The following is a 25,794-nucleotide window of genomic DNA, read 5'->3' as shown; positions in this document are numbered from 1 at the left end:
AGAGACATTCAGGACTGCGATTCCACCGACGTTTTTAGCGTCCGATCTGTAGGAGCGCCCATGCAGTGGCGGCGAGCGGTCGCCGGACTCGTCGTTGCAGTCGGCGTCGTGGGACTGTTCGTCTCCGGAGTCGGCTGGAACGAGGTGCTCGAACACGTTCGAGCGGCGCATCCAGCCGCGCTCGCAGCCGCTCTCGTCGCGGGTCTCGGAATGCTCGCGCTTCGGGGCGCGCTGGTCAAACGGCTGCTGGCGCCGATCGACGGCGCGGCGAGCGGAACGACGTTCGCGACGGCGTACCTCTCGGGCTACTTCGCCCGGAGTGCCCTCCCGTGGGGTCGCTCGACCGGAACGCCCGTGATGGCGTTCCTGCTCGCACGGGACTCCGACTCGGAGTTCGAGGACAATCTCGCGGTCGTCGCCGCCGCGGAGGGGTTCAACCTCGTCGGCAGTCTGGTGCTCGCCGGAATCGGCGTCGCGATCTTCGCCGTCGTCGGTAACGGCTCGGTCGACACCGTTATCGGCAGCCTCGCGGTCGCCGGCGGTGGCGGACTGCTCACCGCCGGAGCCGTTCTCGTCGTCTTCAACCGCGGCGTCGCGAGGCGCGTCTCGTTCGGGCTCGCCGCCCGCTGTGAGACCGCCGTCGGCTCCCTCCCCCGGCTGCCGTCGATCGAGGGACGGCTCACGAACCGGATCGACGGCTTCTTCGGAACGCTCGAGGCGATCCAGGCCTCGCGGCGCACGCTCGTCGCCGCGTTCGGAATCGCGGTCGCGAGCTGGGTGCTCAACGCCTTACCCCTGTACTTCGGGCTGCTCGCGCTCGGGGTCGACGTTCCGCTGGCGCTGGTGCTCGTCTGTGCGCCGCTGGCCTCCTTCGGCGGGATCGTTCCCCTCCCCGGCGGTAGCGGTGGGATCGAGGTCGTGCTGGCGAGCCTGCTGGTTGCGACCGCCGGGGTTCCGGCCGACGTCGCGACCGCGGGGGCGATCCTCTACCGACTGACCACCTACTGGGCCCACTTCGCGATCAGCGGCTGCGTGGCCGTGCTGGTCTCGGTGTTCGGCACGAAGCCCGCGCTCCCGATCGATCGCGGCCTTTAGTCGATAACGCCCGTCTTCGTCGCGACCTCTCGAGCGGCCCGCTCGTTCATTCCGTTCCCCAGGATCGTGTAGCGGTCGCGGATCTCGTGGCAGGTCGTCAGCGCCTCGATCACCGTCTCGTCGTCGATGCCGAGTTCGGCTGCCGTCGTCGGCGCGTCGATGCTGTCGAGTGCGTCCCGAATGTCCTTCCAGATGCCTCGCTCGCCGCCGTGAAGGTAGGCGGTTACGATCGAGCCGACCCCGACCTGGTGGCCGTGCAGTGCCGTTCCGGGCGCGAGCCGATCGAGCTGGTGGGAGAAGAGGTGTTCGGCGCCGCTTGCGGGTCTCGAGGAACCGGCGATGCTCATCGCGACGCCCGAGGACATCAGCGCCTTGGTGACGATCCAGGCCGACTCCTCGAGGCCGGGGCGGACGTGGTTGGCGTTGTCGACGAGGATCTCGGCGGTCATCTCCGAGAGCGCGGCGGCGTACTCCGAGTACTCGACGTTCTGAAGCCGGCGGGCGAGGCGCCAGTCCATGACGGCGGTGTAGTTCGAGATGATGTCGGCACAGCCCGCGGTCGTCAGCTCCCAGGGGGCCTCCGCGAGGACGCCGGTGTCGGCGATCACGGCGAGCGGCGGTTCGGCGGCGACGCTGTGGCGGGTGTCGCCGTCGGGCACCGAGCCGCGGTTGCTGACGATCCCGTCGTGGCTGGCCGCGGTCGGCACGGAGAGAAACCCCATCTCGAGGTGCTCGCTGGCCATCTTCGCGATGTCGATCGCCTTCCCGCCGCCGATGCCGACGAGGTACGAGACCTCTTCAGCCTCGGCCGTCTCGATCACTTCCTCGACGGCGTCGAACGACGCGGACTCGACGGTGACGACCGCCGGCTCGACCCCGATGGCCTCGAAGTCGGCCACGATCGGTTCCGCCGCGACCCGACGCGGCGTCGGGCTGGTCACGAACAGCGGCCGTCCCTGCAGGTGGAGTTCGTCCACGGCGTCGACGACGTCCGACAGCACGTCGTGGCCGACGATGACGTTCCGCGGAAGGCGAATCCACGTCGACTTCTCGAACATACGGTAGCTGAGTCACCACCGGGATATACGTGTTGTTGCTCGCCGACACGACCGACGGCGAGGACTCGAGGGTCGATCGAAGTCAGAAGGTGTCGAGAATGCCCAGCACGCGCTCCTCGCTCTCGCGGTCGGGCTCGTGTTCGCTCCCGTCGCGGTCGCTCTCGAGGTGGTCCGCGACCGAGCGGGCCATCGCCTCGTCGACCGGCGTCGACTCCCAGCCCAGGGCCGCGAGTTTGGCGGTCGAGAGGACGTGGGGATACTCCCGGTAGAGGACGTAGTCGTCGGGCTCGATGGCGCCCGCCTCGAGTTCGCGGGGGCCCGCAGTGACGACCTCGACCGAGGTGTCCAGTACGTCGGCGATCAGTTCGAGGGTCTCCTCGAGCGTGGCGAGCCGTCGGTCGCCGACGTTGTAGGCCTCGCCGGCGTCGCCATGTTCGGCGACGATCCGCAGAGCGCTGGCGACGTCCTCGACGTACGCGCGGTGCCAGACGTTCGTCCCGTCGCCGGGGACGACGACCCGGTCGAAGCGGTTGACGCGGTCGATCCAGAAGTCCAGTCGTTCGGTGTAATCGTGGGGGCCGTAGACGATGCAAGGCCTGACAGCCATGGCCCGGACCCCGCGCTCCGCCGCGGCGAACACCGCCCGATCGCCCTCGGCCTTGCGGGGACCGTAGGTCGCGCCGGAGTCGTCGACCGCCTGCTCCGGACTGCAGTCCGCGAGCGGGGTCTCGTCCTCTCGCTTGGGAATCTCCTCGCGGCCGTAGGCCGCTCCGCTCGAGACGAAGACGTACGCCTCGCAGTCGTCGAAGATCCGGGTTGCCGCCTGGACGTCCTTCGGGTAGTAGGCGACGCAGTCGAAGACGGCGTCGGGATCGACCTCGAGGGCGGCCGCCTCAAGCGCCGAGTCGTTCGTTCGGTCGCCCTCGATCCGACGGACGCGGTCGTCGTCGGCGAAGGGGTTCTCGTGGCTCCCCCGGTTGAGGATCGTCACGTCGTAGCCGTGCTCGAGCAGCTCCTCGACGAGGTGGCGACCGATGAAGCGCGTGCCGCCGATAACGAGTGCGTCGTCCATGTGCGGTCGTCGTCGCTGGAACGGAAAACGGTAGCGAAGCCGACGGTTCGGGCGAAACGTCGTGGCCGGGCGCGGCGCTCGAGTCGAGTCGGCGACGTTTTGGTCGGGGCGAGTCGAGATCGGGTATGGGCGGCACTTACGTCCTCGCGATCGGCGTCGATCGACCGCTGAGCCTCGAGGTCGGCGCGCTCGGCGAGCGGGAGTTCGCGGCCGGAACCTACGCCTACGTCGGCAGCGCGTTCGGCCCCGGCGGGTTCGCTCGCCTCGATCGCCATGGTGAACTGGCTCGAGGGGAACGCGACGTTCGCCACTGGCACGTCGACTACCTGCTCGGTCACGAGGCGACGACCCTCGCCGCGACCGCACGATTTCCCGACGCGGACAGGGAGTGCGAACTCGCCGGTGTGCTTCCGGGCGAAACGGTCCCCGAGTTCGGCGCCTCGGACTGTGACTGTCGGTCACACCTGCTCGAGACCCCGAGTCTCGAGACGTTGCTCGAGGCGGCCACGGACGCGGGGGGCGTCTTCGAGGACGCCGCCGACGAGTCGTAGGACACTCAGACTGCCTCGACACGTTCGAAGAGGTACGTTCCGATGGCGACCGTGATCGTCGCCGAGACGAGCAGAGCTCCGAGATCGAGCGCGATCGGGAACTCGGAGGTACCGATCAACGCCGCCCGCAGCCCGTCAACACCGTAGGTCAGTGGGTTAGCGTAGGCCAGCAGCTGTACCGGTCCCGGCAGGCTCGAGACGGGGTAGATCGCCCCCGAGAGGAAAAACAGCGGGAAGATGACGAACTGGACGACGAGGCCAAACCCCTCGCTGTCGCTGAACTGCGAAGCGAGCGCGATCCCGAAGCCGACGAACGTGACCGCGATCAGGACGAGGAAGACGACGGCCAGCGGCAGGGAGAGCGGGCTCGCGATCCGAAACCCCAGCGGAATCGACAGCAACAGGATCAACAGCGCCTGGACGAGCGCCGTGGTCGAGCCGCCAGCGATCCGCCCCAGCACGATCGACGTGCGACTGATCGGGGCGACGAGGATCTCCTTCAGGAAGCCGACGTCCTGATCCGAAAGGATCGCCATGCCGGCGAAGGAGGCGCCGAACAGCATCGCGAACCCGACCATTCCGGGGACGAGAAACTGGAGGTAGTCGACGCCCTCGGGAAGGCCCGGAATCATCGCGCCGTCGAATCCGAACCCCAGAAAGACGAGAAACAGCAACGGCATCGCAATGGAGCCGGCGATCCGCGAGGGCGTCCGGAGGAACCGCTTGACGTCTCGGAGCCAGAGCGCGTAGACGGCCAGCGGATCGACCAGGCTCATCGTTCGTCCTCCGTCACGGCCGCTCGAGAGCGACGGGTCGAGTCCTCGGCGCGGCCGTCCGACGCTTCGAGCGACGGCGCCGGAACGTCGACGTCGCGTCCGCCCACCTCGAGAGTCGTCCCGGTGAGCGCGAGAAACACCGTCTCGAGGTCCGGTCGGTGGAGGTCGACCGACGTGATCGGGGCGTCGACGTCGTCGGCCAACCGCACGAGGTCGGCAACTCGGGCTCGTCCGCGCTCGACGGTGACGTTAACGCCGTCGTCAGTGGTGGCGTACTCGAGGACCCACGGACTGCGTTCGAGGCGCCCGCACAGCGAGTCGAGCCGAGCGTCGACCCCGAGGGCGACGACGTCGCCACCGAGCGATTCCTTGAGCGCGGCGGGCGTGTCGATCGCCGAGACGTTGCCGTCGTCGACGATTGCAACACGGTCACAGAGCTGTTCTGCCTCCTCGATGTAGTGGGTAGTCAGGACGATCGAGACCCCCTCTCGGTTCAGGCGCTGGATGTACTCCCAGGAGTCCCGGCGGGTCTGGGCGTCCAGACCGACGGTCGGCTCGTCGAGGAAGAGAACCGCGGGCTCGTGTAACAGTCCGCGACCGATCTCGAGGCGCCGTTGCATTCCGCCGGAGTAGGTGCCGACCGCCTGGTCGCGCTCGCCGCCGAGACCGACGAGTTCGAGCACCTCGTTGATCCGCTCGCTTCGGCGCGGCTCGTGCATGCCGTACAGTCGAGCGTGAAACGCCAGGTTCTCCTCGCCGGTCAGGTCCTCGTCCAGCGCCGGCTCCTGGAAGACGACCCCGATACTGTCGCGGACGGCGTCGGTCTCCTCGATGATATCATGTCCGTCGACCGTCGCGGTTCCGGAACTCGGCCGGAGGAGGGTGACGAGCATGTTGATGAGCGTCGACTTGCCGGCGCCGTTCGGCCCGAGCAGGCCGAACAGCTCCCCGTCCTCGACGGCAAACGAGAGGTCGTCGACGGCGGTGACCTCGTCGAACGTTTTGGTCAGTCCGTCGGTCCGTATCGCATCCATAGTCTCAGTACCGGCCCTGACTAAACGGTCAGTCGGTAAGTAACCACTGATGAGGGATGCGACGGCCGAACGAACGCGATCGGGCGCCACCCGAACTATACCGGTTCCGTGCGAAGAGGAGTGTATGACCGATTCCGACGCGGCTCCCGACCTCGCTGACGACGCGATGGAACGCTTCCCGATCCCCGACTACGAGGACCTCCCCGAGGACCTCCAAGAGCGGATCGCCGAGGAGACCGACCGAGCCGGCTTCACGCCCAACGTGTTCTCGGCGCTGTCGTACAAGCCGTCGCACTTCCGGGCCTTCTTCGACTACCACGACGCCTTAGTCGAGGACACCGCCCTCGAGCGCGAGGAGATCGAGATGATCGTGGTCGCCGTCTCTGGCGTCAATCACTGCTACTACTGCAACGTCGCCCACGGCGCGCTCGTGCGGATCTACGCCGACGATCCGTTGCTCGCCGACCAACTGGTCGCGAACTACCGAACCGCGGACATTAACGACACCCACCGGACGATGCTGGACGTCGCGGTGAAGCTCACCGAATCGCCGGTCGAAGTCGAAGAGGAGGACCTCGAGGCGCTGCGCGAGGCCGGCTTCAGCGAGGAGGCGCTGTGGGACATCGCCTCCGTAACGGCGTTTTACAACCTGAGCAATCGGCTGGCGATGTTCGCGGGGATGCGACCGAACGAGGAGTTTCATACGCTGGGGCGGTAACCGCGATCGACCGTCAGTCGGCGACGTTCGTCCCACCGTCGCTTCCGCCCTCACCGTCCTGCAGCACCGTCTCGGGCCGAGCGTCGTCGCGGCCGCGCTCGACTGCGACGCGGGCGGTGCCGCTGGTCTCGTCGAACACCAGGTGGGTGTGGGGGTAAGCGATCTCGACGTCGGCGTCCTCGAGCCGGTCCCAGACCGCCTCGTAGATGTTCGAACGCATGATCCGCGGCAGGTAGGGTCGTTCGACCCAGAAGTCGAGCTGGAGCCGGATTCCGTGGTCGGCGAACGACTCGATGAACGCCTGCGGCTGTACGGGGTACTTCGTGTCGCCCATCGAGATCCCCGGTCCGCCCTCGATGACGCCGTCGGTTTCCGCGGCGGCGTCGGCGAGCAGCTCCCGGGCCTCCTCGAGGTCGCCCTCGTAGGTGACCAGGAACTCGAGCGAGACCCGCGTTCGTTCGTCGTCGGCCGAGAGGTTGATTACGTCGCGCTCCCGGATCGTCGAGTTGGGAACGACCAGAAAGGTGTTCTCGAGGGTCCGGATCTTCGTGTACCGGAGCGTGACGTCGATGACGTGGCCGCTCTCCTCCCGGTCGGCGAGTTCGATCATGTCGCCGACCTCGTAGGGGCGGTTCGTGAGGATGAAAAAGCCGCCGACGACGTCGCTGGCGACGGGCGCCAGGGTGACCCCGATGACCGCCGAGATGATGGTCGCCGACAGCACGAGGTCGGAGAGTTCGACACCGTAGATTCCGAACACTACGAAGACGGCGAGTAGCATCGCCGTCGCTCGAACCGCTCGTAACAGTACCTCAGCGACGGATCGGCGCTGCATCCGTTCGATAACTCGCGGTCGACTCGCCTCGGTGACCAGTCTCGATCCGTACCAGGTGGCCAGAAGGACGAGAATCGCCGCCAGCCAGTCGGGGATCGACTCCGGGACCACGCCGAGAGCGGTTGCGGCGAGATCGAACGCGGGCGCGTACATGGAGTGTCGATCGACCGCGAGCGGAAAATGCGTTCGGCCGGCGGCGCGGGCCTCGTCCGACCCTCGGTCGACGGGTAATTTGCCTCGCGGACGGAAAATTCTTGTAGAGTACTAGAAAAGACGAACGTACCGTGGATCCCGTCCCGACTCGAGCCGAGCGGATCGCGGCGCTGGTCGCGATCCTCGCCGTGTTACTGCTGGTGCCGGCGGCCGCGTTCGGTTCCGGAATCGCCGCCGTCGTTCTGCTGTTCGTCGCGATCACCGGCGGGACGGTCGCGAAAGCCCGGACCGGCGCCGGCGGACTCACGGCGTTCGGCACGCGTTCGGTTCCCGACGACGAGCCCGAGGCCGAACGGTACCGGGAACGACGGGAGCGGGAAGCCGAGCGATCGCTACGTACGAGTACGATCCGCGGCTCGACCGGCTGCTGGCGGTCGCGCTCGTCGTGGCGGGCGTCGGCGCGCTCGCAGCCGTCGCGGCCGGCGTCGGAGACGGCGGACGGGCGACCGCGTATCTCCTGGGCGGCGCCCTGGTCGCGCTCAACTGCGCGCTGGTCGCCTACGCGACGTCACACATGAACGCCGACGACTGAGGGAAAACGAGGAACGGATCGCGGATCAGTCGTCGCTCGCGGCGAACTCCGTCGACTCGGCGTCGGCGGGCGTCTCGGGCGTGCCCGGCAGTTCGCTGCGGACGTCGTCGCTTCCCTGCTCGGTGATCGCCTCGTGGTAGGCCTCGGGCATCACCTTCACGAACGACTCGAGGGCGCGCTCCCAGTTCGAGAGCAGCTCGCGGCCACGCTCGGAGCCGGTGTAGGCGACGTGGTTCTCGACGAGCCGGCGCAGCATCTCGACGTCGCGCTCCTCGAGGTCGTCGTGTAACGAGACCATCCCGGTGTTGGCGCGGTCGGCGAAGTCGGCGTCAGGGTCGTAGACGTAGGCGACGCCGCCGGACATGCCGGCCGCGAAGTTCTTGCCGGTCTCGCCGAGTACGGCGACGACGCCGCCGGTCATGTACTCGCAGCCGTGATCGCCGACGCCCTCGACGACGGCCTTCGCCCCGGAGTTGCGGACCGCGAAGCGCTCGCCGGCGACGCCGTTGACGTACAGCTGGCCGTCAGTCGCGCCGTAGAGGGCGACGTTACCGATCGCGACGTTCTCGGTCGGATCGTAGCTCGCCGTCTCCGGAGTGCGGACCGTGATCTTCCCGCCCGAGAGCCCCTTGCCGACGTAGTCGTTGGAGCTCCCCTCGAGGTGCATCGAGGCGCCGCTCGCGAGGAACGCGCCGAAGCTCTGACCGGCGGTCCCCTCGAGGTCGACCGTGATCGTGTCCTCCGGCAGTCCGGGCTCGCCGTAGCGGTCGGTGATGCGGTTCGAGAGCATCGCGCCGACCGCGCGGTCGACGTTGGTCACGTCGGCCGCGAGCGTGACTGGCGACTGGTCTTCGATCGCGTCGCTCGCGGCGTCGATGAGTTCGCGATCGAGCTGGTCCTCGAGTTCGTGGTCCTGCTCGCGGATCTTGTATCGGACGTCGCCCGCGGGCTCGGCCAGCACGGCCGAGAGGTCGACGTTGCGGGCCTTCGGGTGGTCGACGTCCGTGCGCTGCTCTAAGACCTCGACGCGGCCGATCATCTCGTCGACGGTCTCGAAGCCGAGTTCGGCCATGATCTCCCGGAGCTCCTGGGCGATGAACGTCATGTAGTTGATGACGTGCTCGGGCTCGCCGGGGAACCGCTTTCGGAGGTCCTCGCGTTGGGTCGCGACGCCGACGGGGCAGGTGTTCTTGTGACACTGACGGGCCATCACGCAGCCGGAGGTGACCAGCGGGGCGGTACCGAAGACGTACTCCTCGGCACCCAGCAGGGCGGCGACGGCGACGTCCCGACCGGTCTTCATCCCGCCGTCAGCCGAGACTCGAATCCGGTCGCGCAGTCCCGTCTGGCGGAGCATCTGGTTTGCCTCGGCGAGGCCGAGCTCCCAGGGGAGTCCGGCGCTCTTGATCGACGTTCGGGGCGAGGCACCGGTGCCGCCGGAGTGGCCCGAGATGTGGACCACGTCGGCGTTCGCTTTCGCGACGCCGGCTGCGACGGTGCCGATCCCCGCTTCCGAGACGAGCTTGACGTTGATGTCGGCGTCCTCGTTGGCCGCTTTGAGGTCGAAGATTAGCTGCTTGAGGTCCTCGATCGAGTAGATGTCGTGCAGCGGGGGCGGCGAGATGAGGCCGACGCCGGGCGTGGACTTGCGGACGTGGGCGATCATCTCGTTTACCTTCTCGCCGGGGAGGTGACCGCCCTCGCCGGGCTTGCTCCCTTGAGCCATCTTGATCTGGAGCTCGTCGGCGCTCGAGAGGTACGTCGAGGTGACGCCGAACCGGCCGGAGGCGACCTGCTTGACGTTACACTCCCGTTCGGTGTCGAACCGTTCGGGCGGTTCGCCACCTTCGCCGGAGTTCGACTTGCCGCCGATACGGTTCATCGCGATCGAGTTGTTCTCGTGGGCCTCCGGCGAGAGCGAGCCGAGACTCATCGCGGCCGTCGAGAACCGCGTGACGATGTCCTTGATCGGCTCGACCTCTTCGACCGGGATCGACTTCCGATCGGCGTCGAACTCGAGCAGGCCCCGCAGCGTCTGGAGGTTCTCGTTCTGGTCGTTGATCTGGGCCGCGAACTCCTGGTAGCGCTCGTAGTCGTTCGCTCGGACCGACTGCTGGAGCGCGCCGACGGTGTCGGGGTTCCACTGGTGGTGGATCCCGCTCGAGCGGTGTTCGAACTCGCCGTGGCGGTCGAGTTTCGACTCCTCGCCGCCGAAGGCTGCCTCGTGGCGCTCGCGGACGTCGGCCTCGAGTTCGGCGAGCCCGACGCCCTCGGTCCGATTCTCGGTGCCCTCGAAGTAGTCGGCGACCAGGTCGCTGTCGAGGCCGACGGCCTCGAAGATCTGGGCGCCCTGGTAGCTCTCGACCGTCGAGATCCCCATCTTGGCCATGACCTTCAGGAGGCCGTCCTCGACGGCGTCGACGTAGGCGTCGATCGCGAGTTCGGTCTCGGCGCCGTCCGGACCGGCCGTGATGTCCGCGATCGTCTGGTAGGCCAGGTACGGGTTGACCGCGCCCGCGCCGTAGCCGACCAGCGTCGCGAAGTGGTGGACGGTTCGAGGGTCGGCGGACTCGACGACGAGGCCGACGTGGTTTCGAAGCCCGTTGCGGACGAGGTGGTGATGGACCCCGCCGGTTGCCAGCAGGCTCGGGATCGCCGCGCGATCGGCGTCGACACCGCGATCCGAGAGGATCAGGACGTCGTGGCCCGCCTCGATCGCGTCGACGGCGTCTTCGCGGACGCGCTCGACGGCGGCCCCGAGATCCGTGCCCGGTTCGTCGCTCTCGAGTTCGTAGGTGATGTCGATCGTCGCCGCCGTAATACCGTTGGCCGAGCACTCGCGGATCGACTCGAGTTCGGCGTCCGTGAGGATCGGCGAGTCGAGCACGAGCTGGCGGGCGTGTTCGGGCGATTCGGCGAGCAGGTTTCGCTGGTAGCCCAGCCGGCTCTCCATCGAGGTGACCAGCTCCTCGCGGATGTAGTCAAGCGGCGGGTTGGTGACCTGCGCGAACAGCTGCTTGAAGTACGTAAAGAGGGGCCGGTTGAACTCCGTTAGGACGGACAGCGGCGTGTCGTCGCCCATCGAGCCGACGGGGTCTTTCCCCTTCTTGGTCATCGGCTCGATCATGTTCTCGAGTTCGTCGTGCGTGTAGCCGAAGGCCGCCTGCTGGTTCCGAAGCGCGGCGACCGACTGGCGAGGCGAGCTGTCGCCGGTCGCGACGATGTCGTCGAGGTCGACCTGTTCCTGCTCGACCCACTCGCCGTAGCGGTCGTCGGTCAGGTCCTCGAAGACCTCGTCGTCGGGGATGACGCGACCCTCCTCGGGATCGGCGAGGAACAGCTGGCCGGGCTGGAGGCGACCGCGCTCGGCGATCTCCGAGGGATCGGTCTCGAGCGCGCCGGCCTCGCTGGCCATGATCAGTCGGTTGTCCGTCGTGACGTCGTAGCGGCACGGACGCAGGCCGTTACGGTCGAGGACCGCACCGACGCGTTCCCCGTCGGTGGCGGCGACCAGCGCGGGACCGTCCCACGGCTCGACGAGCGAGGCGTGAAAGTCGTACCAGTCCTTGCGGCCCTGGTCCATCGCGTCGTTGCCGCGCCAGGCCTCGGGGACGAGCATCCGAAGCGCGTGCTCGAGGTCGCGACCGTCCTGCATCAGCAGTTCGAGCGCGTTGTCGACGCTCGCGGTGTCGGACTGGTCGGGGTCGTCGATGATCGGCTTGACGGCCTCGAGATCCTCCAGAACCTCGCTCTCGAGGTCCGTCTCCCGGGCGCGCATCCAGTTGATGTTTCCCCTGATGGTGTTGAACTCGCCGTTGTGGATGATGTTGCGGTAGGGGTGGGCGAGGTGCCAGGCGCCGAGCGTGTTCGTCGAGAAGCGCTCGTGGACCATCGCGAACGTCGACTCGAGGCGCTCGTCGCTCAGATCCTCGTAGTAGGAGGCGACCTGCTCGCCCTTGAGCAGGCCCTTGTAGACGATCGTCTTCGAGTCGAGCGAGCAGACGTAGAACCGTTCCTTGTTCTCGACGTCGGCGGCTTCGATCGCGTTCTCGAGTGCCCGCCGGGCAACGTACAGTCGGCGGTCGAACGCCTCGCCGGAAACGTCGTCTGTGGGCGCGACGGCCATCTGCCAGACATCGGGTTCGGAGTCGAGAGCCGTCGCGCCGAGGTCGGCGTTGTCGGTGGGGACGTCGCGCCACTCGAGGACCTCGAGGTCGTAATCGGCGAGGGCGTCCTCGGCGATCGAGGCGAGTTCCTCGCGAGCCGCCTCGTCGGTCGGGAAGAAGAACGAGCCGACGGCGTAGGTGTCGGGGAGATCGGCGTCGAGAACGTCGGCGAAGAAGGCGTCAGGTCGCTGGAGCATGATGCCGGCGCCGTCGCCGGTGTCCTTCTCGGCGCCGGTCGTGCCGCGGTGCTCGAGGTTGACCAACAGATCGAGTCCGTCCGCGACGACGTCGTGTCCACCTTCGCCGTCGAGATCCATAACGACGCCGACACCGCAGTTCGATCGTTCGTCCGCCGGATCGGCGAGCCCCGGAGACCGATCGGTGTTCGAAGTGTGTGGCTGTGACATACCCCCTCCTTTGGAGATCTCCCATAAGAGGCTGACCCATAATCACTAAGTGTATTATATACACATATAAGGGCATTTGAGTTCTAACTGCATAATCTATATTGTAGGATGCGAAGCGATAGCGGTGACTGGCTGCTCGACGAACGGATGGAAAGGTGTCAGAGGCACGTAGTGTTCACCCACCAGAGTGAACACCACACTCGTACATCGTTCCCGGAGGGTAAGCACTATTTGGTTAAAGAGTTAGGTGGTGGCTGAGATGCCTACCGGCCGAAAGGGAAGATCGGCGTTCCCGAGCGGCCGATCGGCCGGGGCAGACGGATCGGCTCAGTAGCTCTTCGCGAAGTACGCGACCTCGTCGGCGGGCTCCCCGCAGACGCCGCACTCGTCGTCGTCGGGTTCGACGACCTCACCCGCGGACTGACCGCCCTCGTCCTCGAGCGGTTGCATAACGATCTCGGCGGCGATCTTCTCCTTGATCGCCTCCTCGCAGGCCTGATCGCCACACCACGGCGTCTTCACGTAGCCGCCGTGTTTGCCGATCGTGCCGAGGATGTTCTCGGGGCTGTGGGCCTCGCGGACGTTCTCCGCGAGGTTCTCCTCGGCCGCCTCGTACAGCTTGTCGAAGATTTCGTCGAGGTGGTCCTCGACGGTGTCGACGATCCCCTCTCGGTCGGCGACCGCCTTCTCGCTGTCGGGACGGTGGACCAGCGTTACCTCGCCGTCGTCGGCCTCGTTGGGGCCGATCTCGAGTCGCAGCGGCACGCCGTTGAGCTCGTGTTCGTTGAACTTGAACCCGGGGTTGCGCTCGTCGCGGTCGTCGAGTTCGACGCGGATCCCCGCCTCCTCGAGCTCGTCGGCGATCTCCTGGGAGTACTCGAGGACGTCCGCCTTGGTGTCGGCCTGCCAGATCGGGACGATCGCGACCTGGGTCGGTGCGATCGTCGGCGGGAGCACGAGCCCCTGGTCGTCGGAGTGGGTCATGATCAGGGCGCCGATCGCGCGCCAGGACAGCCCCCAGGAGGTCGTGTAGGCGGTCTGTTCTTCCTCGTCCTCGTCGGCGAAGGTGATGTCGAACGCCTCCGCGAACGACTGGCCGAGGTTGTGACTCGTCGCGCCCTGGACCGACTTCCCGTCGGGCATCAGCGCCTCGACGGTCGTCGTCGTGTCCGCGCCGGGGAACTTGTCGTGCTCGGGCTTTTTTCCGCGCAGCACCGGGATCGCCAGCACGTCCTCGTAGACCTCCTCGTACTGGTCGAGACGGGTCCAGACCTCCTCCCAGGCGCCCTCGTCGTCGGCGTGGGCGGTGTGGCCCTCCTGCCACATGAACTCCTTCGTTCGGAAGAACGGCTTGGTCTCGGTGGCCTCCCATCGAACGACCGAACACCACTGGTTGATTCGTAGCGGCAGGTCGCGGTGGCTACGGGTCCAGTCGGCCATGAACGGAGCGATGATCGACTCGCTCGTGGGACGGACGGCGAGTCGCTCCTCGAGTTCCTCGTGGCCGCCCTGGGTGACCCAAGCGACCTCGGGGTCGAAGCCCTCGACGACGTCCTTCTCGCGCTCGAGGAAGCTTTCCGGGATGAACATCGGGAAGTAGACGTTGTCGACGCCGGTGGCCTTGAATCGACTGTCGAGTGCGTCCTGAATCCCCTCCCAGATCGCGTATCCGCGGGGTTTCGTGACGATGAAGCCGCCCATCGGGGCGTAGTCGGCGAGGTTCGCCTTCTGAACGACCTCGGCGTACCACTCGCCGGGCTTGTGCGATTTCGTCTCGGTGATCCCGAGCTCCTGACTCTCGTCGCTCATACCGCCACCTTCGTGACCGGAGCAATAAATGGGCCCCGTTTGGGACCGCCCGCCGCCGATCGCGTCGGTTCGTTCGACCGAGCGTATTCGTTCGATGAAGTATTTCGACCGTTGATAACTGTCCTCCGAAACTGGATTAAAATCATTATGTATTATTACACCATAGATTATAACAGAGAATGAATGCGACGGAATCACAGCCACACCAGCGATTCGGCGGGTATCGACCGACGGAGCGTCCTGCGCTCGAGCGCCGCGCTCGGCGCGGTCGCACTCGGCGGCGTAACGATCGGCTCGACCACCGCGGCCGCCCGCTCCGAGGGAGCGACAGCCCCCGAGGACGGCGTCGGCTACCAGTACTTCCACCGGGAGTGGACCGAGATCGAGGCCGACCTCGAGCGGGTCGCCGACCTGGGCGTCAGCGCGATCTGGATCCCCCAGCCCGCCGTCTCGAAGCTCAGCTGGGAGGACCTGACCTACGGCGATCAGGAGGGATTCTACGACGGCGAAGGCGAGGAATCCGTCTACGGCCGCGAACGGGATCCCCACCCGCCGCTGGGCTACCAGCCCGTCGATCTTCGGGACTTCGACTCCGCCCACGGCACCGAGGACGAGTTAGCCTCGCTGATCGAGACCGCCCACGACCACGACATCGACGTGATCGTCGACGTCGTCCTGAACCACATGGCCAACCCGGACGGCCCCGACGGCGAGGTCGAGTACCCGCAGTTCGACCCCGACGAGCACTTCCACGACTACGGGACGCTCGGGGACTGCGAACTCGAGGGCGAGGAGGCGGAGATGTACGAGTGTGACCTGCTCGACCTTCCGTCGATGGACGTCGAGCATCCGGACGTACAGGAAGCCCACCGGGCCTACCTCGAGAAGATCGCCGACCTCGGTGCGGACGGGCTGCGGATCGACGCCGCGGCCCACGTCTGGCCGTGGTACTTCCAGGAGGACATCAACCCGCTGGCCGACGAACTCGACCTCTGGCGGGTCGGCGAGGTCTGGGACGACGACGTCGACCACCTGCTCGAGTTCGCCGACACCGGGATGACCGTCTTCGACTTCCCGCTGTACAACGCGATCATGGAGGCCTTCGAGGACGGGAGCATGGAGGAACTCTCACAGGCCACCGCGCGTGGCGTCGTCCACGAGAACCCCGAGGTCGCCGTCACGTTCGTCCAGAACCACGATACGGTTGGTCCCGAGGTCGAACCGAACGAGCCCGAGGGACGAGCCGTCGAGCTCGCCGAGGCGTTCGTCCTCGCGTACGCCGGCATGCCGATGCTCTACCGCGGCGGTGCCGAGGACCGACCGGAACTCGAGGACGAGGACCTCCGGGCGCTCGTCGAGGTCTCCCGGACCCTCGCTCGAGGCGACGTGATCGATCGCCACGTCGACGAGGACGTCTACGTCTTCGAGCGCGAGGGGAACCTGCTGGCCGGGATCAACACCGCCGACGAGGATCGCACGGTGACCGTCGAGACCGACTGGCGGACCGAGCCGCTGGTCGATCACGCCGGCGACGGCGCGAACGTCACGACCGATCCGGACTGTGCGGTCGAACTCACCGTCCCCGCCGAAGGGTGGGTCATGTACGCGCCCAGGAAGAGCGGTTCCGCGGATCCCGACCCGCCGGGCGAGCCGAATCCGCCGGCTGAGCCGGAGCCGCTGGCCGACGACTGCTAGGGACGCGAAGTCACGAAGAAACGCTCGACATTCGGTTTCCTGTTCTCGGACGTTTATACGCGCTCGTTACGAGTGGTAACCTATGAAGGCCATCGAGGTAACGGAGTACGGCGACAGCGACGAACTCGAGGTCATCGACCGGGACGTGCCCGAGCCCGACGCCGGCGAGGTCCGCATCGAGGTCGAGGCCGCGGGGATCAACTTCGCCGACGTCATGCAGCGACGCGGCGTCTACCCGGGTGGCCCAGAGGCACCCTACATTCCCGGCATGGAGGCCGCGGGGACGGTTGATGCAACTGCCGAGGATGTCGATCTGGACGAGGGCGATCGCGTCGTCGCGATGCTCGATCGGGGCGGGTACGCGGAGTACGCCACCGCGAACGCCCAGATGCTGTTCCCGATCCCCGAGGGGATGAGCTTCGAGGAAGCCGCCGGCTTCCCCGTCCAGTTTCTCACCGCCCACTCCTGTCTGTTCGAGTGGGGCGAACTCGAGGAGGGCGAATCGGTGCTGATCCAGGCCGCCGCGGGCGGGGTCGGTACGGCGGCCGTCCAGCTGGCGTCGAACGCCGGCGCGGAGGTGTTCGGCACGGCGAGCAGCGAGGAGAAACTCGAGCTCGCCGCCGAGCTGGGTTGTGACCACCCGATCCAGTACACCGAGACCGACTTCCGCGAGACCGTCGAGGCCGAGACCGACGGCGAGGGCGTCGACCTCGTCCTCGAGTCGGTCGGCGGCGACGTCTTCGAGCGCAGCCTCGACGCGATGGCACACTTCGGTCGCATGGTCACCTTCGGCGTGGCGAGCGGCGAGCCCGCGAGCGCGGAGAACCGACGGCTCCTCTTCGAGAACAAGAGCGTCCGGGGCTTCCACCTCGGTCAGGCCGCCATGCACGACCCGAGCCGGATCATGCAGGCCGTCCCCGAGCTCACCGAAGGGCTCGCGAGCGGCGATCTCGAGGTGATCGTCGGCGAGTCGTTCCCGCTCGAGGAGGCCGCGGACGCCCACCAGTACATCGAAGATCGCAAGAGTTCCGGGAAGGTCCTGCTGAAACCGTAGTCGCCGAACGGATACGACCCGTCGACCGCTTCCTACTCGCCGGCTCTTCGATCTCGCCGTCGACCTCCACGCCGTCCCCGGTTTCGACGGTCTCGCCGCTCACGTCGCCGTCGACTTCGACGTCCGCCTCGAGCACCTCGATGCTTCCGTCGGCAGAGACGTCGTCGTCGCTGTCCTCGTCGACGGTGACATCCTCGACGTCCGCAGCGTCGTCTTCATCGCCCGCAGGTCGTCGTCCTCGTCGGAATCGACTCCCTCGGCGCCGTTCCCGTCTCCATCGCCCGCGCCGTCCGCACTGTTCTCGCTATCGTCGTCCGCACAGCCAGCGATCGCGACGACTGTTCCGATAGCGATACCGCCGAGTAGTCGGCGACGAGCCGTATCGACCGTCGTGTCGATTCTTGTGACTCGTCAGTAACAGCGATACACGTTGCTATTGAAACGTCGACGCTCGTGTGTTCCCGTCTGCGGTCGGCCCCCGCCGTAGCGACGCTCGAGCGAAGTCGTAACCGACCGCAAGAATCCGCACCGACGAGCGCCGGCTATCGATCGCCGGCCGCTCTACCGATCCGCCTCAGTCGTCGCCGAGACCATCGTCTTCGTCGGCCGTCTCGTTGCCGTCCTCCTCGACCGTCTCGTTGCCGTCCTCGTCGTCGACGGCTTCGCCACCGGCCTCGCCGGCGTCGTCCATCTCGCCGTCGGTCTCGTTGTCGTCGTCGAGATCGTCGTCCTCGTCACCGAGGTCGTCGTCGGTCTCGTTCCCGTCGTCGGTCTCGTTACCGTCCGGATCGTCCTCGTCGTCGAGACCGTCGTCCTCGGTATCGTCCATCCCGTCGTCGTCCATCTCGTCGTCTTCGGTGTCGTCGACGCCGTTCTCGTCGTCGACGCCGTCGTCGGCGTCGTCACCGTTCTCTTCATCATCGTCGGCACATCCCGCTACCGCACCAACTACGCCGGTAGCGGCGATCGCCAGCATCCGTCGGCGGCTTGTGTCAGTCATAGCGACGGTAGATGATATTGACCAGTAAGACAAGTGTATTGACGTTGCAATAGAAGGGTTGAGATCGCCGAGCACGTTTGGTGCGTTCGCCCCGGCAGGAGCGCTACTCGCCGTCTTCGTCCGGATCGTCGTCGGTCTCGTCGGTCTCGGTCTCCTCGTCGACGTCGTCCATCGGGTCGTCGTCTTCCTGTTCGGTCTCGTCGGGCGGTGCGTCGTCGAGGTCCTCGTCACCCTCTCCCTCCTCCTCGTCGCCCTCGGCGCAGCCGGCGATCGCGCCGACCGCTCCGGCAGCCGCAACCGAGAGCAGCCGTCGGCGGGTTCCATCAATCATCGTGATCGGACGTGCTACCCGTCGGCGTCGAAAGTGGGTTGCCGTTGCGATACAATGCCGGGACTCGAGCGAACCGGTCCCTACCGGGAGCGGTCAGGTACGTCGAAGTCGACGCCCCGCTCGAGGTCGTAACCTGCGAACTCGGCCTCATCGAGCGGTTCGCCGCCGACGAACCGGAACTCGCCGACGACCGTCCCGCCCTCGAGGACTGCAGGTAGCCAGAGTCGGTCGTCCTCCCACATCCGGTCGTAGGGGACGTCGTCGACCCCGAACCACTCCGGACGGGCCTCCTCGGAGGGACGTGGCTCGCCTGCAAACTGGCGGGTGCGAAACACGTGACAGAGGGTGTGACGGTCGCCGTCGAGGCGGAAGTCGAGTTCGCCCGCCTTCTCGAGGTCGCCGGGATCGATCTCGATGCCGACCTCCTCGCGGGTCTCTCTGACCGCACACTCTCGAGGCGTCTCCTCGCCCTCGAGTTTGCCGCCCGGACCGTTGTACCAGCCCTCGCCGAGCCCGCGTCGCTTCTCGATCAGGAGCACCTCCTCGGTCCCGCCGACGTCCCGAAGGACGAAACACAGCGTCGCCTCGATCATGCTGGCGGATTCGCTCGACGCCGGATAAACGTGTTCGATCGCGGGTCGATCGGATTCAGTCGTCGTCCGCGGGGTCGGCATACTCCGCGGGCGCACAGCCCAGCGACCGGTGGGCGCAGTGCCGGCAGTGCTCCCCGGGCGTCGTCTCCCGGTAGGACGGGTCGTCGACGCCCTCGAGGGTCTCGCGGACCGACGCCCAGGACGGCAGCGCCTCGGGCTCGAACAGGTCGACCCGCGGGCCGTCGACGCCGCCGACGTAGACGTAGCCGACGGCCGCGATCGGCTCGTCGAATCGGCTGGCGCAGGCACGGGCGTACAGTGCGAGCTGAGTCGCCTTTCCGGGATCGATCCGGGTCGCGGTCGCCTTGTAGTCGAGGACCGCGAGCCCGCCGCCCGCGGAGTCGGGCAGTCGCCGAACCGTATCGACGTAGCCGACGACGTCGCCGTCGATCCCGGCGACGTCAGCGAGGGCGAACGGCAGCTCCGCCGCGAGCGTCTCCCAGTCGGCGATCGGCGAGTCGACCCGCGGTGCGGTCGCCTCGAAGTACCGATCGACGCAGGCCAGCACAGCCTCGCGGTGTTCGAGCAGGTCCCGGGCGGTCAGCTGGCGAACGGCGGCCTCGCGCCAGTCGGCTCGAGTCTCGTACCCGCGGTGGAAGGCCTCCTCGGCGACGTCGTGGAACACCGAGCCGACGACCCGCGGGGCCACGCTCGACTCGTCGGTTCCGTCCTCGTCGGCCGGCGGATCGTCGATCGCCCGCACGACGTGCTCGAGGTAGTGTTTCCGAGCGCAGGCCTCGTAGCTCTCCATGGCCGTGTAGCTGTGGCGCATCGCGACCGGAAGCCGGCCGTCGGCCGAGAGCGCCTCGACGGGGAACCGGCTCGTCTCGGCCGAGAGCGCCCCGGCCCGTCGTTCCCTCGGCGCCCGAATCGACTGCTCCCCGCTCGAGGCGTCGGCCGCCGTAAGCAGCGTTCCGTTCCGCAGCAGCCGGCCGAGCTCGTGGACGGTCTCGATCGCCTCCCGGGTCTCGAGGGGTTCGACGGACCGGTCCTCGTAGCCGGCGTAGTAGGTGATCGTCCCCGGGCGCTCGTCGGCCGCGACGGCGAGTTCGTCGGTTCGGTCGACCACGGTACGGGGATACGTCTCCCGGACCGACTCGAAACTCTCTGATAGGGTCGACCACAGCTCCATGCGCTCGCCGGCGACCGACCACTCGATGGCGGGATCGAGGCAGGCGTCCGCGGTGGAGACCGCCAGCTCGCCCTCGTCGCCGTTGTAGTCGTACTCGCTCCCGAAGACGAACAGGTGGTTCGCCGCCCGGGTGAGCGCGACGTGGAGCACCCGCCACTCCTCGCCGACCGTCTCGGCCGCGATATCGGCACACAGCGGCGAGGCGACGTCGTCCTCGAGGGTCGCCGCGAGCAGCCGGGTGCGGGCGCGACGGGCGTAGTCGTGCTCGACGCACCACTCCTCGTCGGAGAGGTAGGGGACGAGAACGGTGTCGAACTCCAGGCCCTTCGCCTGGTGGACCGTCATCACGTCGACGCGATCGTCCGAGCTGGTTCCCCTGTCGCGTTCGGCGCTTCCGCCCCGCAGCGTCGACTCGAGCGCGTCGACGAACTCCGTCGAGAGGGTGCGGACCACGCTCTCGGCGTCGTAACGCTCGACGAAGCGGTCGATCCGCTCGAGCTGGCGTCGCTCCTCGCTCGTGAGGAACCACTCGAGACGGGTGAGCTCCCGGAGCCTGGCGAGCAGTCCCGACAGCGGGTAGACGTCCCGGAGCGACGCGAGGCGCTCGAGGTGAGTGCGGGCCCGCTCGAGTTCGGTCGTCGCCTCGAGGTCGTCGGTGTCGACGTCGAAGACGGCGTCGTACAGCGATCCCGACCGCTTTTGGAGGGTCTCGAGGTCGGTCTCGGGGAGTCGGTAGCGGTAGAGCAACACCCGCCGGAGGTGGACGTCGGCGTCGGGCTCGACCAGCACCCGAAGGTACGACAGCAGCGTCCGGACGCCGGGGGAGATCTCGCCCCGGGGCGAGCCCGAGATCTCGTGGGGGATCTGTCGGTCGCGAAGCTCGTCGGCGACGAGGCGGGCGTGGCGGTTGGTTCGGACGATCACGGCGAGATCCCCGAGCGAACGTTCGGGGACGTTCTCGCAGGCGCCGTTGAGCAGCCGCGAGACGGTAGTCGCGACCTGCTCGGCCGTCGGGTCGTCGATCTCGTCGCTCTCGACTTTGACGACCCGATCCGGGGGCTCTTCGCGCTCGTAGGTTCCGGGCTCGCGGCCGTCCTCGCGCAACGTCTTCGAGCCGTCGGCGTACGCACAGCGGTTCGTCAACTCGAGGATCTCCTGGCGCGACCGGAAGTTCAGCTCGAGTTCGATCCCCGCGTGGTCGTCGTAGCGCTCGGCGAGTCGGTCGAGCCCCCGGCGGTCGGTGCCCCGCCAGCCGTAGATTGCCTGGTCCTTGTCCCCGATCGCGAGCAAGTCGGGTCGATCGGGTCCGCCGGTGAGTTCGGCGATGAGCTCGAACTGCGTCGCGTCGGTGTCCTGGAACTCGTCGCAGTAGACCTGCTCCCACTGGCCGGTGATCTCGTCGGCGACCGCATCGTCGGTCAGCAGGTCGGTCGCGGTGCGAACCAGCTCGTCGAAGTCGAACGCGCGCTCGCGCTCGAGGGTCGCGTGGTAGTCCGCGTACACCTCGGTGTAGTGACGGGCCAGGCGGAGGAACTCGACGTAGTGTTTCAGCCGGCCGAACGGGGTCTGCTCGATCCGTTCGGTTCCCGTGCCGCCGATCCGGTTGCCGAACAGCGCTCGCGGCAGCTGTTTCGTCGTCGGGTCGTCGAGGTCGAGGGCCTCGTAGGCGTTGGTCACGCACCGCTGGAGGATCCGCAGGTAGGCGTCGATGTCCCGGACGACGTCGTCCTCGCGAAACGCCGCGGGCCCCTCGGCGATCTTCTCCCGGCAGTAGCTGATGAGCGTCCCGTACTCGACGAGCCCCTCGCGGGCCGCCTCGAGGTGTTCCTCCCGGTTGAAGTACCGCAGCGCCTCGTTGTCGAAGGAGAGCTCCGTCTCGGCTCGGCGCTCGAGCCAGTGGACGAACTCCTGGCAGAGCTCGAGGGTTCGGGTTTCGGGAAGCCGCGCCCGGAGGTCGTCGGGGGTGACGTCCTCCCGGCTCATCGTCGCCACGAAGCGGTCGACCGCGTCGGCCAGGTCGGCCGGCGAGCCGTCGCCGACGCTGGTCGCCGCGAACGCGTACTCCCGGTCGGCGAGGAGCCGGCCGACGATGCGGCGACGTTTGCGCTCGGTCACCACCTCGAACTCGGGTGAATAGCCCAGATAGTAGGCGTACTCCCGGACCAGCCGGTGACACAGCGAGTGGTACGTCGAGACGGTGATCGCGGCCGCGACGTCGGGCTCGAGCCGGTCGGCGACCGCCTCGCGGATGCTCGCGGCGGCCTCGTTGGCGAAGGTAACGACGAGCACGTCCTCGGGGTCGACGTCGCCCCGTTCGATCGCCCGCTCGATGCGCATGAGCATCGTCGTCGTCTTCCCCGTTCCGGCGCCCGCGTCGACAGACGTGCAGGCCCGGTCGCTCTCGATGACCGTCCGCTGGCTGCCGCGGGGCTCGAGTGGGTCGGGGTCGTCGGGCGGACCCGAGCTATCCATCGAAGCGCACCTCCGCGGCGAGGCGGTCCTGGCAGCCGACGGCGTAGCCGCAGTCCGGACACGACTCGGATGCGATCTCGTCCCACCGCGGCGTCGGATCGAACGACCCCGCGAGGACGTCGCTGGCCACGTCGACGAGCCGCGAGTCGACCGTCTCGTTGCGGTGTTCGTGAGTCATCGCGTAGGTGTGGTGGTCGAGATAGACGTCGGTGAGGTCGGTCGGCTCGACGGTCGCGTCGACGGTATCTTGCACCCAGTTGACCGCGGTTCGGTTCCGATCTGCGAGGGGGACCTGCACGTACCCGCAGGTCTTCGCCTCGAGCCCGAGCCGCTCCCGGAGCCGGCGGAGCCCGTCGACGACGACGCTCGTCTCGAGCAGGGCGCCGACCGCCCGCGGTTCGAAGACCTCGCTCCCGGAATCGAAGTGGTCGGCGAACAGCGCGGCGACGTCGCCCTCCCAGTCCGAGCGATACCGCAGCAGTCCGAGCGGCGCGAGCGTCGGGACGAAGCTGACCCCGACGAGGCTCGATTCCGTGAGGGTGACGTAGTCGACGGTCGCGTCGATCCGGACCCGCTCGGGGTCGCTTCCCTCCGGCAGCGAGCGTGTACTCGCGAGGGGGAGCGCGGGCCCGACAAGTTCGCTCGCTGGCGCCTCGAGCCCCTCGATTCCGGCCGCGTGGTCGGCGCCGACCGCCTCGAGGTAGGCCTCGAGGACCGCGTCCAGAACCGCCCGCTCGTGGTTCCGCTGGGTCCGCGAGTGGAACGGCTCGTCGTGGCTGGCCCACAGCTCCGAGAGCCGTTCCCCGGCAATCTCCTCGAGTCGCTCCCGATCGGTCGCGCCGGAACGCAGTGCCGTACAGATCGCCCCCCGAAGGAGGTCGACCCGATCGTGCGAGGCGTCGTCGTCCTCTCCCTCGAGCCCGTGGACGTGTGCGAACTCGTAGCGTCGGGGACAGTGCAGGTACGTCTCGAGGCCGTCGGCCGTCAGCGTCGGCTCACTCATTACGAATCACCTCGCCCGCCGCAAACTCGAACTGTGAACGGATCGCGTCCGCGAGTACGGGGTCGAGATCGTTGTCGGCGAGCAGCAGGGCGATCTCCTCGAACAGCTCCTCGGTCTCGCCGAGGTCGGCCTGCCCCCCGGTGCTCGCCTCCCGGAGGACGCGCTCGAGCTCCCCGCGAGGCTGTGCGAGCAGCGCCTCGGTCGCGGCCGCTTCGCCGCGGATCCGCGCCGTGTCGGCGTCGGCGTCTACGAGAGAGAGCCCCGGTGCGTCGGCGACGAGCTGCAGGTACCGCGACTCCTCGTGGGTTCGTCGGAGCCCGCCCGAGCCCCGCTCGTACGAACAGCAGTACAGCCGCGACCGGGCCGCGCGGGTGGCCAGCGCGAGCCGACGCCGCGAGCGCTGGGCGTGGTAGGTCCCGAAGGGGTCGGTCACCTCGCTCGGGTCCGCGACGGGCACGAACGTGTCGGCGACGGTCCCGGGAGCGGGATCCGTCACGGCGGGGTAGTTCGGCATCGACTCGAGCCACGCCCGCGGGAACAGCCGCGTGAGGTGTCCGTCGCCGGGGTAGTGGTCGTCGAGCAGATCGAGCAGGAAGACGGCCTCTCGAGAGTCGTACTTCAGGTCGTCGGCCGCACAGACGGCGACGCCCCCGGTCGGCGGACGGGTCTCGACCGCGTGAACGTAGGGCGCGTCGTACCGGATCGTTCGGCGGAGCATCCGCCGGAGCCCCCGCCAGTCGGGGCCGACCAGATCCGTCTCCTCGACGAAGCCGGCGATCTCGAGCACGCGCTCGACGCTCGCGAACTGTTCGCGGGCGTCGACCCAGGACTCCTCGCGGGCGATCCGTCCCTTGAGGTCCGTGCGCTCGATCCAGCGTTCGAGCGAGGTCGCGACGCTCGAGTCCGTGCAGGCCTCGAGCAGCGACCGATCGAACTCCGGAACGCGGGCGCGGAGTCGGGTCGTCGAGTCGTCGTCCTCCTCGAGCTCGAGCGCGCCGCGCTCCCGGCGGGCCTGGAGCGTGACGAACGCGTAGAGCTCGTTGACGACGGGATCCTCCGCGAGCGAGGGCGTGCCGATCGTCGCCGTCGGGATCCCGGCCTCGCGGAGCCGGCGTCTGGTCTCGGGGACGCGCTCGACCCGGGGGACCGCGACCGCGAACTCGTCGTAGGACCACTCGTGGCGGTCCCGAAGGGCCTGGATCTCTCTGGCGACCGCCCGGACCTGCTCGCGGGCGGTGCGGGTGCGGATCCGTTCGGCGCGTCCGGTCTCGGCCTCGGACGCGGGCTCGCCGGCTCCGTCGGTCGTCGGCGCCTCGCCCGTCGCGAGAAACCGCGTGATCGCGCGGTGGGGCGAGGCGTCCTCGTCGCTGGGTTCGAAGGACTCGATCTCGAGATCCGCCTCGCTCGCGATCGACTCGACGGTCCCGGGCTCGACCCCGGTGCGCTCGACGCTGGCGTGGCGCTGGCCGAGACATACCAACTCGGCGTCATCGGTGAGGGCGGCGAGATACCGCCGATCGAGCCGGCGGAACTCCTCGAGCTCGACGGCCAGCACGGCGTCGAAGGAGTCGGTGACCCGCCCGCGAACGCCATCGGCGTCGTCCTCGAGCAGGGAGACCGCCCGCGGGACCACGTCGGCCCGCTCGACGTACCCCCGCTGCTCGAGTACCTCGTGGAACCGGTCGTTCATCGCGTACAGGAAGGCCAGACAGTCGTGGGGGTCCTCGAGGTCGTCGAGCCGCAGCCGCTGGCGGGTCGCGCCCAGCAGCAGCTGGCCGACGTCGCGGGCGAACCCGTCGCGGTCGGCCGCGCGCTCGAGGTAGTCGGGAATATCGCGGCTGGCGCCGTCGATCACCAGCGAGATGAGCTCGATCCGTTCCTCGTACTCGAGGCGGTCGAGGGTCGGATCGTACGCCTCGATCGTCTTCGAGGCGTGTTCGGGCAGGGACTCGACGCGGGGCGAGCGGGGCGCGTCGTCGGTACCGAGCGTCTCGGCGAGGCGCTCGAGGCCCGCCGGGTGGCGCTTGAGGACGAGGACGTTCCGGTCTCCGTGGCGTGCGGCCAGCTCCGCGTACAGCTCGGCCGCGGCCGCGAGCGGGTCACTCTCGGGACCGGGGAGCAGCTTGCAGGAACCGGAGAGTCGGGGCGGCGAAGGCATCAACGGTACCGACTATGTCCGATTCCGTAC

The 25,794-nt window shown here is 67.9% G+C and carries 19 protein-coding genes; 6 read left to right on the top strand and 13 right to left on the bottom strand.

Annotation, left to right across the window (positions count from 1 at the left end):
* The first annotated feature begins 60 nt into the window (after positions 1-60).
* On the top strand, positions 61-1,095 hold the full coding sequence (locus ACFEMD_RS01935) for a lysylphosphatidylglycerol synthase transmembrane domain-containing protein (protein WP_394739190.1): 1,035 nt from the start codon (positions 61-63) through the stop codon (positions 1,093-1,095).
* Here the strand turns inward: ACFEMD_RS01935 and ACFEMD_RS01930 are convergent.
* Both ACFEMD_RS01930 and ACFEMD_RS01925 read right to left on the bottom strand, forming a co-directional pair.
* The gene (locus ACFEMD_RS01930) at positions 1,092-2,153 is read right to left on the bottom strand and encodes an NAD(P)-dependent glycerol-1-phosphate dehydrogenase (protein WP_394739189.1); all 1,062 of its coding nucleotides are present in this window, start codon (positions 2,151-2,153) and stop codon (positions 1,092-1,094) included. The two genes, ACFEMD_RS01935 and ACFEMD_RS01930, sit on opposite strands and share 4 nt — an antisense overlap.
* An 82-nt stretch (positions 2,154-2,235) precedes the next feature.
* Positions 2,236-3,225, bottom strand: coding sequence for an NAD-dependent epimerase/dehydratase family protein (locus ACFEMD_RS01925; RefSeq protein ID WP_394739188.1), 990 nt, complete (start codon positions 3,223-3,225; stop codon positions 2,236-2,238).
* Between the two features lie 125 nt (positions 3,226-3,350).
* Here ACFEMD_RS01925 and ACFEMD_RS01920 point away from each other — a divergent pair, with 125 nt between their 5' ends.
* Entirely contained in the window at positions 3,351-3,776 is a 426-nt protein-coding gene (locus ACFEMD_RS01920) for a GIY-YIG nuclease family protein (protein ID WP_394739187.1), read from the top strand.
* A gap of 5 nt (positions 3,777-3,781) precedes the next feature.
* Here the strand turns inward: ACFEMD_RS01920 and ACFEMD_RS01915 are convergent, their stop codons facing one another.
* Both ACFEMD_RS01915 and ACFEMD_RS01910 read right to left on the bottom strand, forming a co-directional pair.
* On the bottom strand, positions 3,782-4,552 hold the full coding sequence (locus ACFEMD_RS01915) for an ABC transporter permease (RefSeq protein ID WP_394739186.1): 771 nt from the start codon (positions 4,550-4,552) through the stop codon (positions 3,782-3,784).
* The gene (locus ACFEMD_RS01910) at positions 4,549-5,586 is read right to left on the bottom strand and encodes an ATP-binding cassette domain-containing protein (RefSeq protein ID WP_394739184.1); all 1,038 of its coding nucleotides are present in this window, start codon (positions 5,584-5,586) and stop codon (positions 4,549-4,551) included. Before ACFEMD_RS01910 ends, ACFEMD_RS01915 begins: the two co-directional genes overlap by 4 nt.
* Before the next feature lie 124 nt (positions 5,587-5,710).
* On the opposite strand from ACFEMD_RS01910, the gene ACFEMD_RS01905 reads away from it, so the two are divergent.
* Positions 5,711-6,304: a peroxidase-related enzyme gene (locus tag ACFEMD_RS01905; protein WP_394739183.1), complete on the top strand. Its 594-nt coding sequence runs from the start codon at positions 5,711-5,713 to the stop codon at positions 6,302-6,304.
* A gap of 13 nt (positions 6,305-6,317) precedes the next feature.
* Here ACFEMD_RS01905 and ACFEMD_RS01900 read toward each other — a convergent pair whose 3' ends face one another.
* Positions 6,318-7,292 (bottom strand): mechanosensitive ion channel family protein, encoded by a 975-nt coding sequence (locus ACFEMD_RS01900; RefSeq protein ID WP_394739181.1) that lies wholly within the window; start codon positions 7,290-7,292, stop codon positions 6,318-6,320.
* A 131-nt stretch (positions 7,293-7,423) separates the two neighbouring features.
* Here ACFEMD_RS01900 and ACFEMD_RS01895 point away from each other — a divergent pair, with 131 nt between their 5' ends.
* On the top strand, positions 7,424-7,870 hold the full coding sequence (locus ACFEMD_RS01895) for a hypothetical protein (RefSeq protein WP_394739180.1): 447 nt from the start codon (positions 7,424-7,426) through the stop codon (positions 7,868-7,870).
* 39 nt (positions 7,871-7,909) lie between these two features.
* Here the strand turns inward: ACFEMD_RS01895 and gltB are convergent, their stop codons facing one another.
* Both gltB and proS read right to left on the bottom strand, forming a co-directional pair.
* The gene (gene gltB, locus ACFEMD_RS01890; RefSeq protein WP_394739179.1) at positions 7,910-12,457 is read right to left on the bottom strand and encodes a glutamate synthase large subunit; all 4,548 of its coding nucleotides are present in this window, start codon (positions 12,455-12,457) and stop codon (positions 7,910-7,912) included.
* Between the two features lie 327 nt (positions 12,458-12,784).
* Positions 12,785-14,266, bottom strand: coding sequence for a proline--tRNA ligase (gene proS, locus ACFEMD_RS01885; protein WP_394739178.1), 1,482 nt, complete (start codon positions 14,264-14,266; stop codon positions 12,785-12,787).
* Between the two features lie 183 nt (positions 14,267-14,449).
* Between proS and ACFEMD_RS01880 the strand changes: the two genes are divergently transcribed.
* Positions 14,450-15,961, top strand: coding sequence for an alpha-amylase family glycosyl hydrolase (locus tag ACFEMD_RS01880; RefSeq protein ID WP_394739177.1), 1,512 nt, complete (start codon positions 14,450-14,452; stop codon positions 15,959-15,961).
* Between the two features lie 82 nt (positions 15,962-16,043).
* The gene (locus ACFEMD_RS01875; protein ID WP_394739176.1) at positions 16,044-17,015 is read left to right on the top strand and encodes a quinone oxidoreductase family protein; all 972 of its coding nucleotides are present in this window, start codon (positions 16,044-16,046) and stop codon (positions 17,013-17,015) included.
* A 574-nt stretch (positions 17,016-17,589) separates the two neighbouring features.
* On the opposite strand, the gene ACFEMD_RS01870 is transcribed toward ACFEMD_RS01875, so the two are convergent.
* From ACFEMD_RS01870 to ACFEMD_RS01845, 6 genes are all read right to left on the bottom strand, one after another.
* Positions 17,590-18,015 carry a hypothetical protein gene (locus ACFEMD_RS01870; RefSeq protein WP_394739175.1) on the bottom strand — a complete coding sequence of 142 codons (426 nt, stop codon included), beginning with the start codon at positions 18,013-18,015 and terminating at the stop codon, positions 17,590-17,592.
* Between the two features lie 103 nt (positions 18,016-18,118).
* A complete protein-coding gene (locus ACFEMD_RS01865; protein ID WP_394739174.1) occupies positions 18,119-18,346 on the bottom strand; it encodes a hypothetical protein in 228 nt (75 codons plus the stop codon).
* Positions 18,347-18,426: 80 nt separating this feature from the next.
* Positions 18,427-18,939, bottom strand: coding sequence for an 8-oxo-dGTP diphosphatase (locus ACFEMD_RS01860; RefSeq protein WP_394739173.1), 513 nt, complete (start codon positions 18,937-18,939; stop codon positions 18,427-18,429).
* A 55-nt stretch (positions 18,940-18,994) separates the two neighbouring features.
* Positions 18,995-22,603, bottom strand: a complete 3,609-nt coding sequence (locus tag ACFEMD_RS01855) for a UvrD-helicase domain-containing protein (protein WP_394739172.1) — start codon at positions 22,601-22,603, stop codon at positions 18,995-18,997.
* Positions 22,596-23,606 carry a PD-(D/E)XK nuclease family protein gene (locus ACFEMD_RS01850; RefSeq protein WP_394739171.1) on the bottom strand — a complete coding sequence of 337 codons (1,011 nt, stop codon included), beginning with the start codon at positions 23,604-23,606 and terminating at the stop codon, positions 22,596-22,598. Before ACFEMD_RS01850 ends, ACFEMD_RS01855 begins: the two co-directional genes overlap by 8 nt.
* Positions 23,599-25,764 carry a PD-(D/E)XK nuclease family protein gene (locus ACFEMD_RS01845; protein ID WP_394739170.1) on the bottom strand — a complete coding sequence of 722 codons (2,166 nt, stop codon included), beginning with the start codon at positions 25,762-25,764 and terminating at the stop codon, positions 23,599-23,601. The genes ACFEMD_RS01850 and ACFEMD_RS01845 overlap by 8 nt, the downstream gene beginning before the upstream one ends.
* Positions 25,765-25,794 lie beyond the last annotated feature (30 nt).

The organism is Natronococcus roseus (assembly GCF_043677095.1).
Taxonomy (GTDB): Archaea; Halobacteriota; Halobacteria; order Halobacteriales; family Natrialbaceae; genus Natronococcus; species Natronococcus roseus.
This window is presented reverse-complemented; position numbering and strand designations above follow the sequence as displayed.

What these genes read in the sequence shown, in the direction of transcription:
- ACFEMD_RS01935 (WP_394739190.1), top strand. Translation starts at nt 61, where the DNA reads ATGCAGTGGCGGCGAGCGGTCGCCGGACTCGTCGTTGCAGTCGGCGTC.
- ACFEMD_RS01930 (WP_394739189.1), bottom strand. Translation starts at nt 2,153, where the DNA reads ATGTTCGAGAAGTCGACGTGGATTCGCCTTCCGCGGAACGTCATCGTC.
- ACFEMD_RS01925 (WP_394739188.1), bottom strand. Translation starts at nt 3,225, where the DNA reads ATGGACGACGCACTCGTTATCGGCGGCACGCGCTTCATCGGTCGCCAC.
- ACFEMD_RS01920 (WP_394739187.1), top strand. Translation starts at nt 3,351, where the DNA reads ATGGGCGGCACTTACGTCCTCGCGATCGGCGTCGATCGACCGCTGAGC.
- ACFEMD_RS01915 (WP_394739186.1), bottom strand. Translation starts at nt 4,552, where the DNA reads ATGAGCCTGGTCGATCCGCTGGCCGTCTACGCGCTCTGGCTCCGAGAC.
- ACFEMD_RS01910 (WP_394739184.1), bottom strand. Translation starts at nt 5,586, where the DNA reads ATGGATGCGATACGGACCGACGGACTGACCAAAACGTTCGACGAGGTC.
- ACFEMD_RS01905 (WP_394739183.1), top strand. Translation starts at nt 5,711, where the DNA reads ATGACCGATTCCGACGCGGCTCCCGACCTCGCTGACGACGCGATGGAA.
- ACFEMD_RS01900 (WP_394739181.1), bottom strand. Translation starts at nt 7,292, where the DNA reads ATGTACGCGCCCGCGTTCGATCTCGCCGCAACCGCTCTCGGCGTGGTC.
- gltB (WP_394739179.1), bottom strand. Translation starts at nt 12,457, where the DNA reads ATGTCACAGCCACACACTTCGAACACCGATCGGTCTCCGGGGCTCGCC.
- proS (WP_394739178.1), bottom strand. Translation starts at nt 14,266, where the DNA reads ATGAGCGACGAGAGTCAGGAGCTCGGGATCACCGAGACGAAATCGCAC.
- ACFEMD_RS01880 (WP_394739177.1), top strand. Translation starts at nt 14,450, where the DNA reads ATGCGACGGAATCACAGCCACACCAGCGATTCGGCGGGTATCGACCGA.
- ACFEMD_RS01875 (WP_394739176.1), top strand. Translation starts at nt 16,044, where the DNA reads ATGAAGGCCATCGAGGTAACGGAGTACGGCGACAGCGACGAACTCGAG.
- ACFEMD_RS01870 (WP_394739175.1), bottom strand. Translation starts at nt 18,015, where the DNA reads ATGACTGACACAAGCCGCCGACGGATGCTGGCGATCGCCGCTACCGGC.
- ACFEMD_RS01865 (WP_394739174.1), bottom strand. Translation starts at nt 18,346, where the DNA reads ATGATTGATGGAACCCGCCGACGGCTGCTCTCGGTTGCGGCTGCCGGA.
- ACFEMD_RS01860 (WP_394739173.1), bottom strand. Translation starts at nt 18,939, where the DNA reads ATGATCGAGGCGACGCTGTGTTTCGTCCTTCGGGACGTCGGCGGGACC.
- ACFEMD_RS01855 (WP_394739172.1), bottom strand. Translation starts at nt 22,603, where the DNA reads ATGGATAGCTCGGGTCCGCCCGACGACCCCGACCCACTCGAGCCCCGC.
- ACFEMD_RS01850 (WP_394739171.1), bottom strand. Translation starts at nt 23,606, where the DNA reads ATGAGTGAGCCGACGCTGACGGCCGACGGCCTCGAGACGTACCTGCAC.
- ACFEMD_RS01845 (WP_394739170.1), bottom strand. Translation starts at nt 25,764, where the DNA reads ATGCCTTCGCCGCCCCGACTCTCCGGTTCCTGCAAGCTGCTCCCCGGT.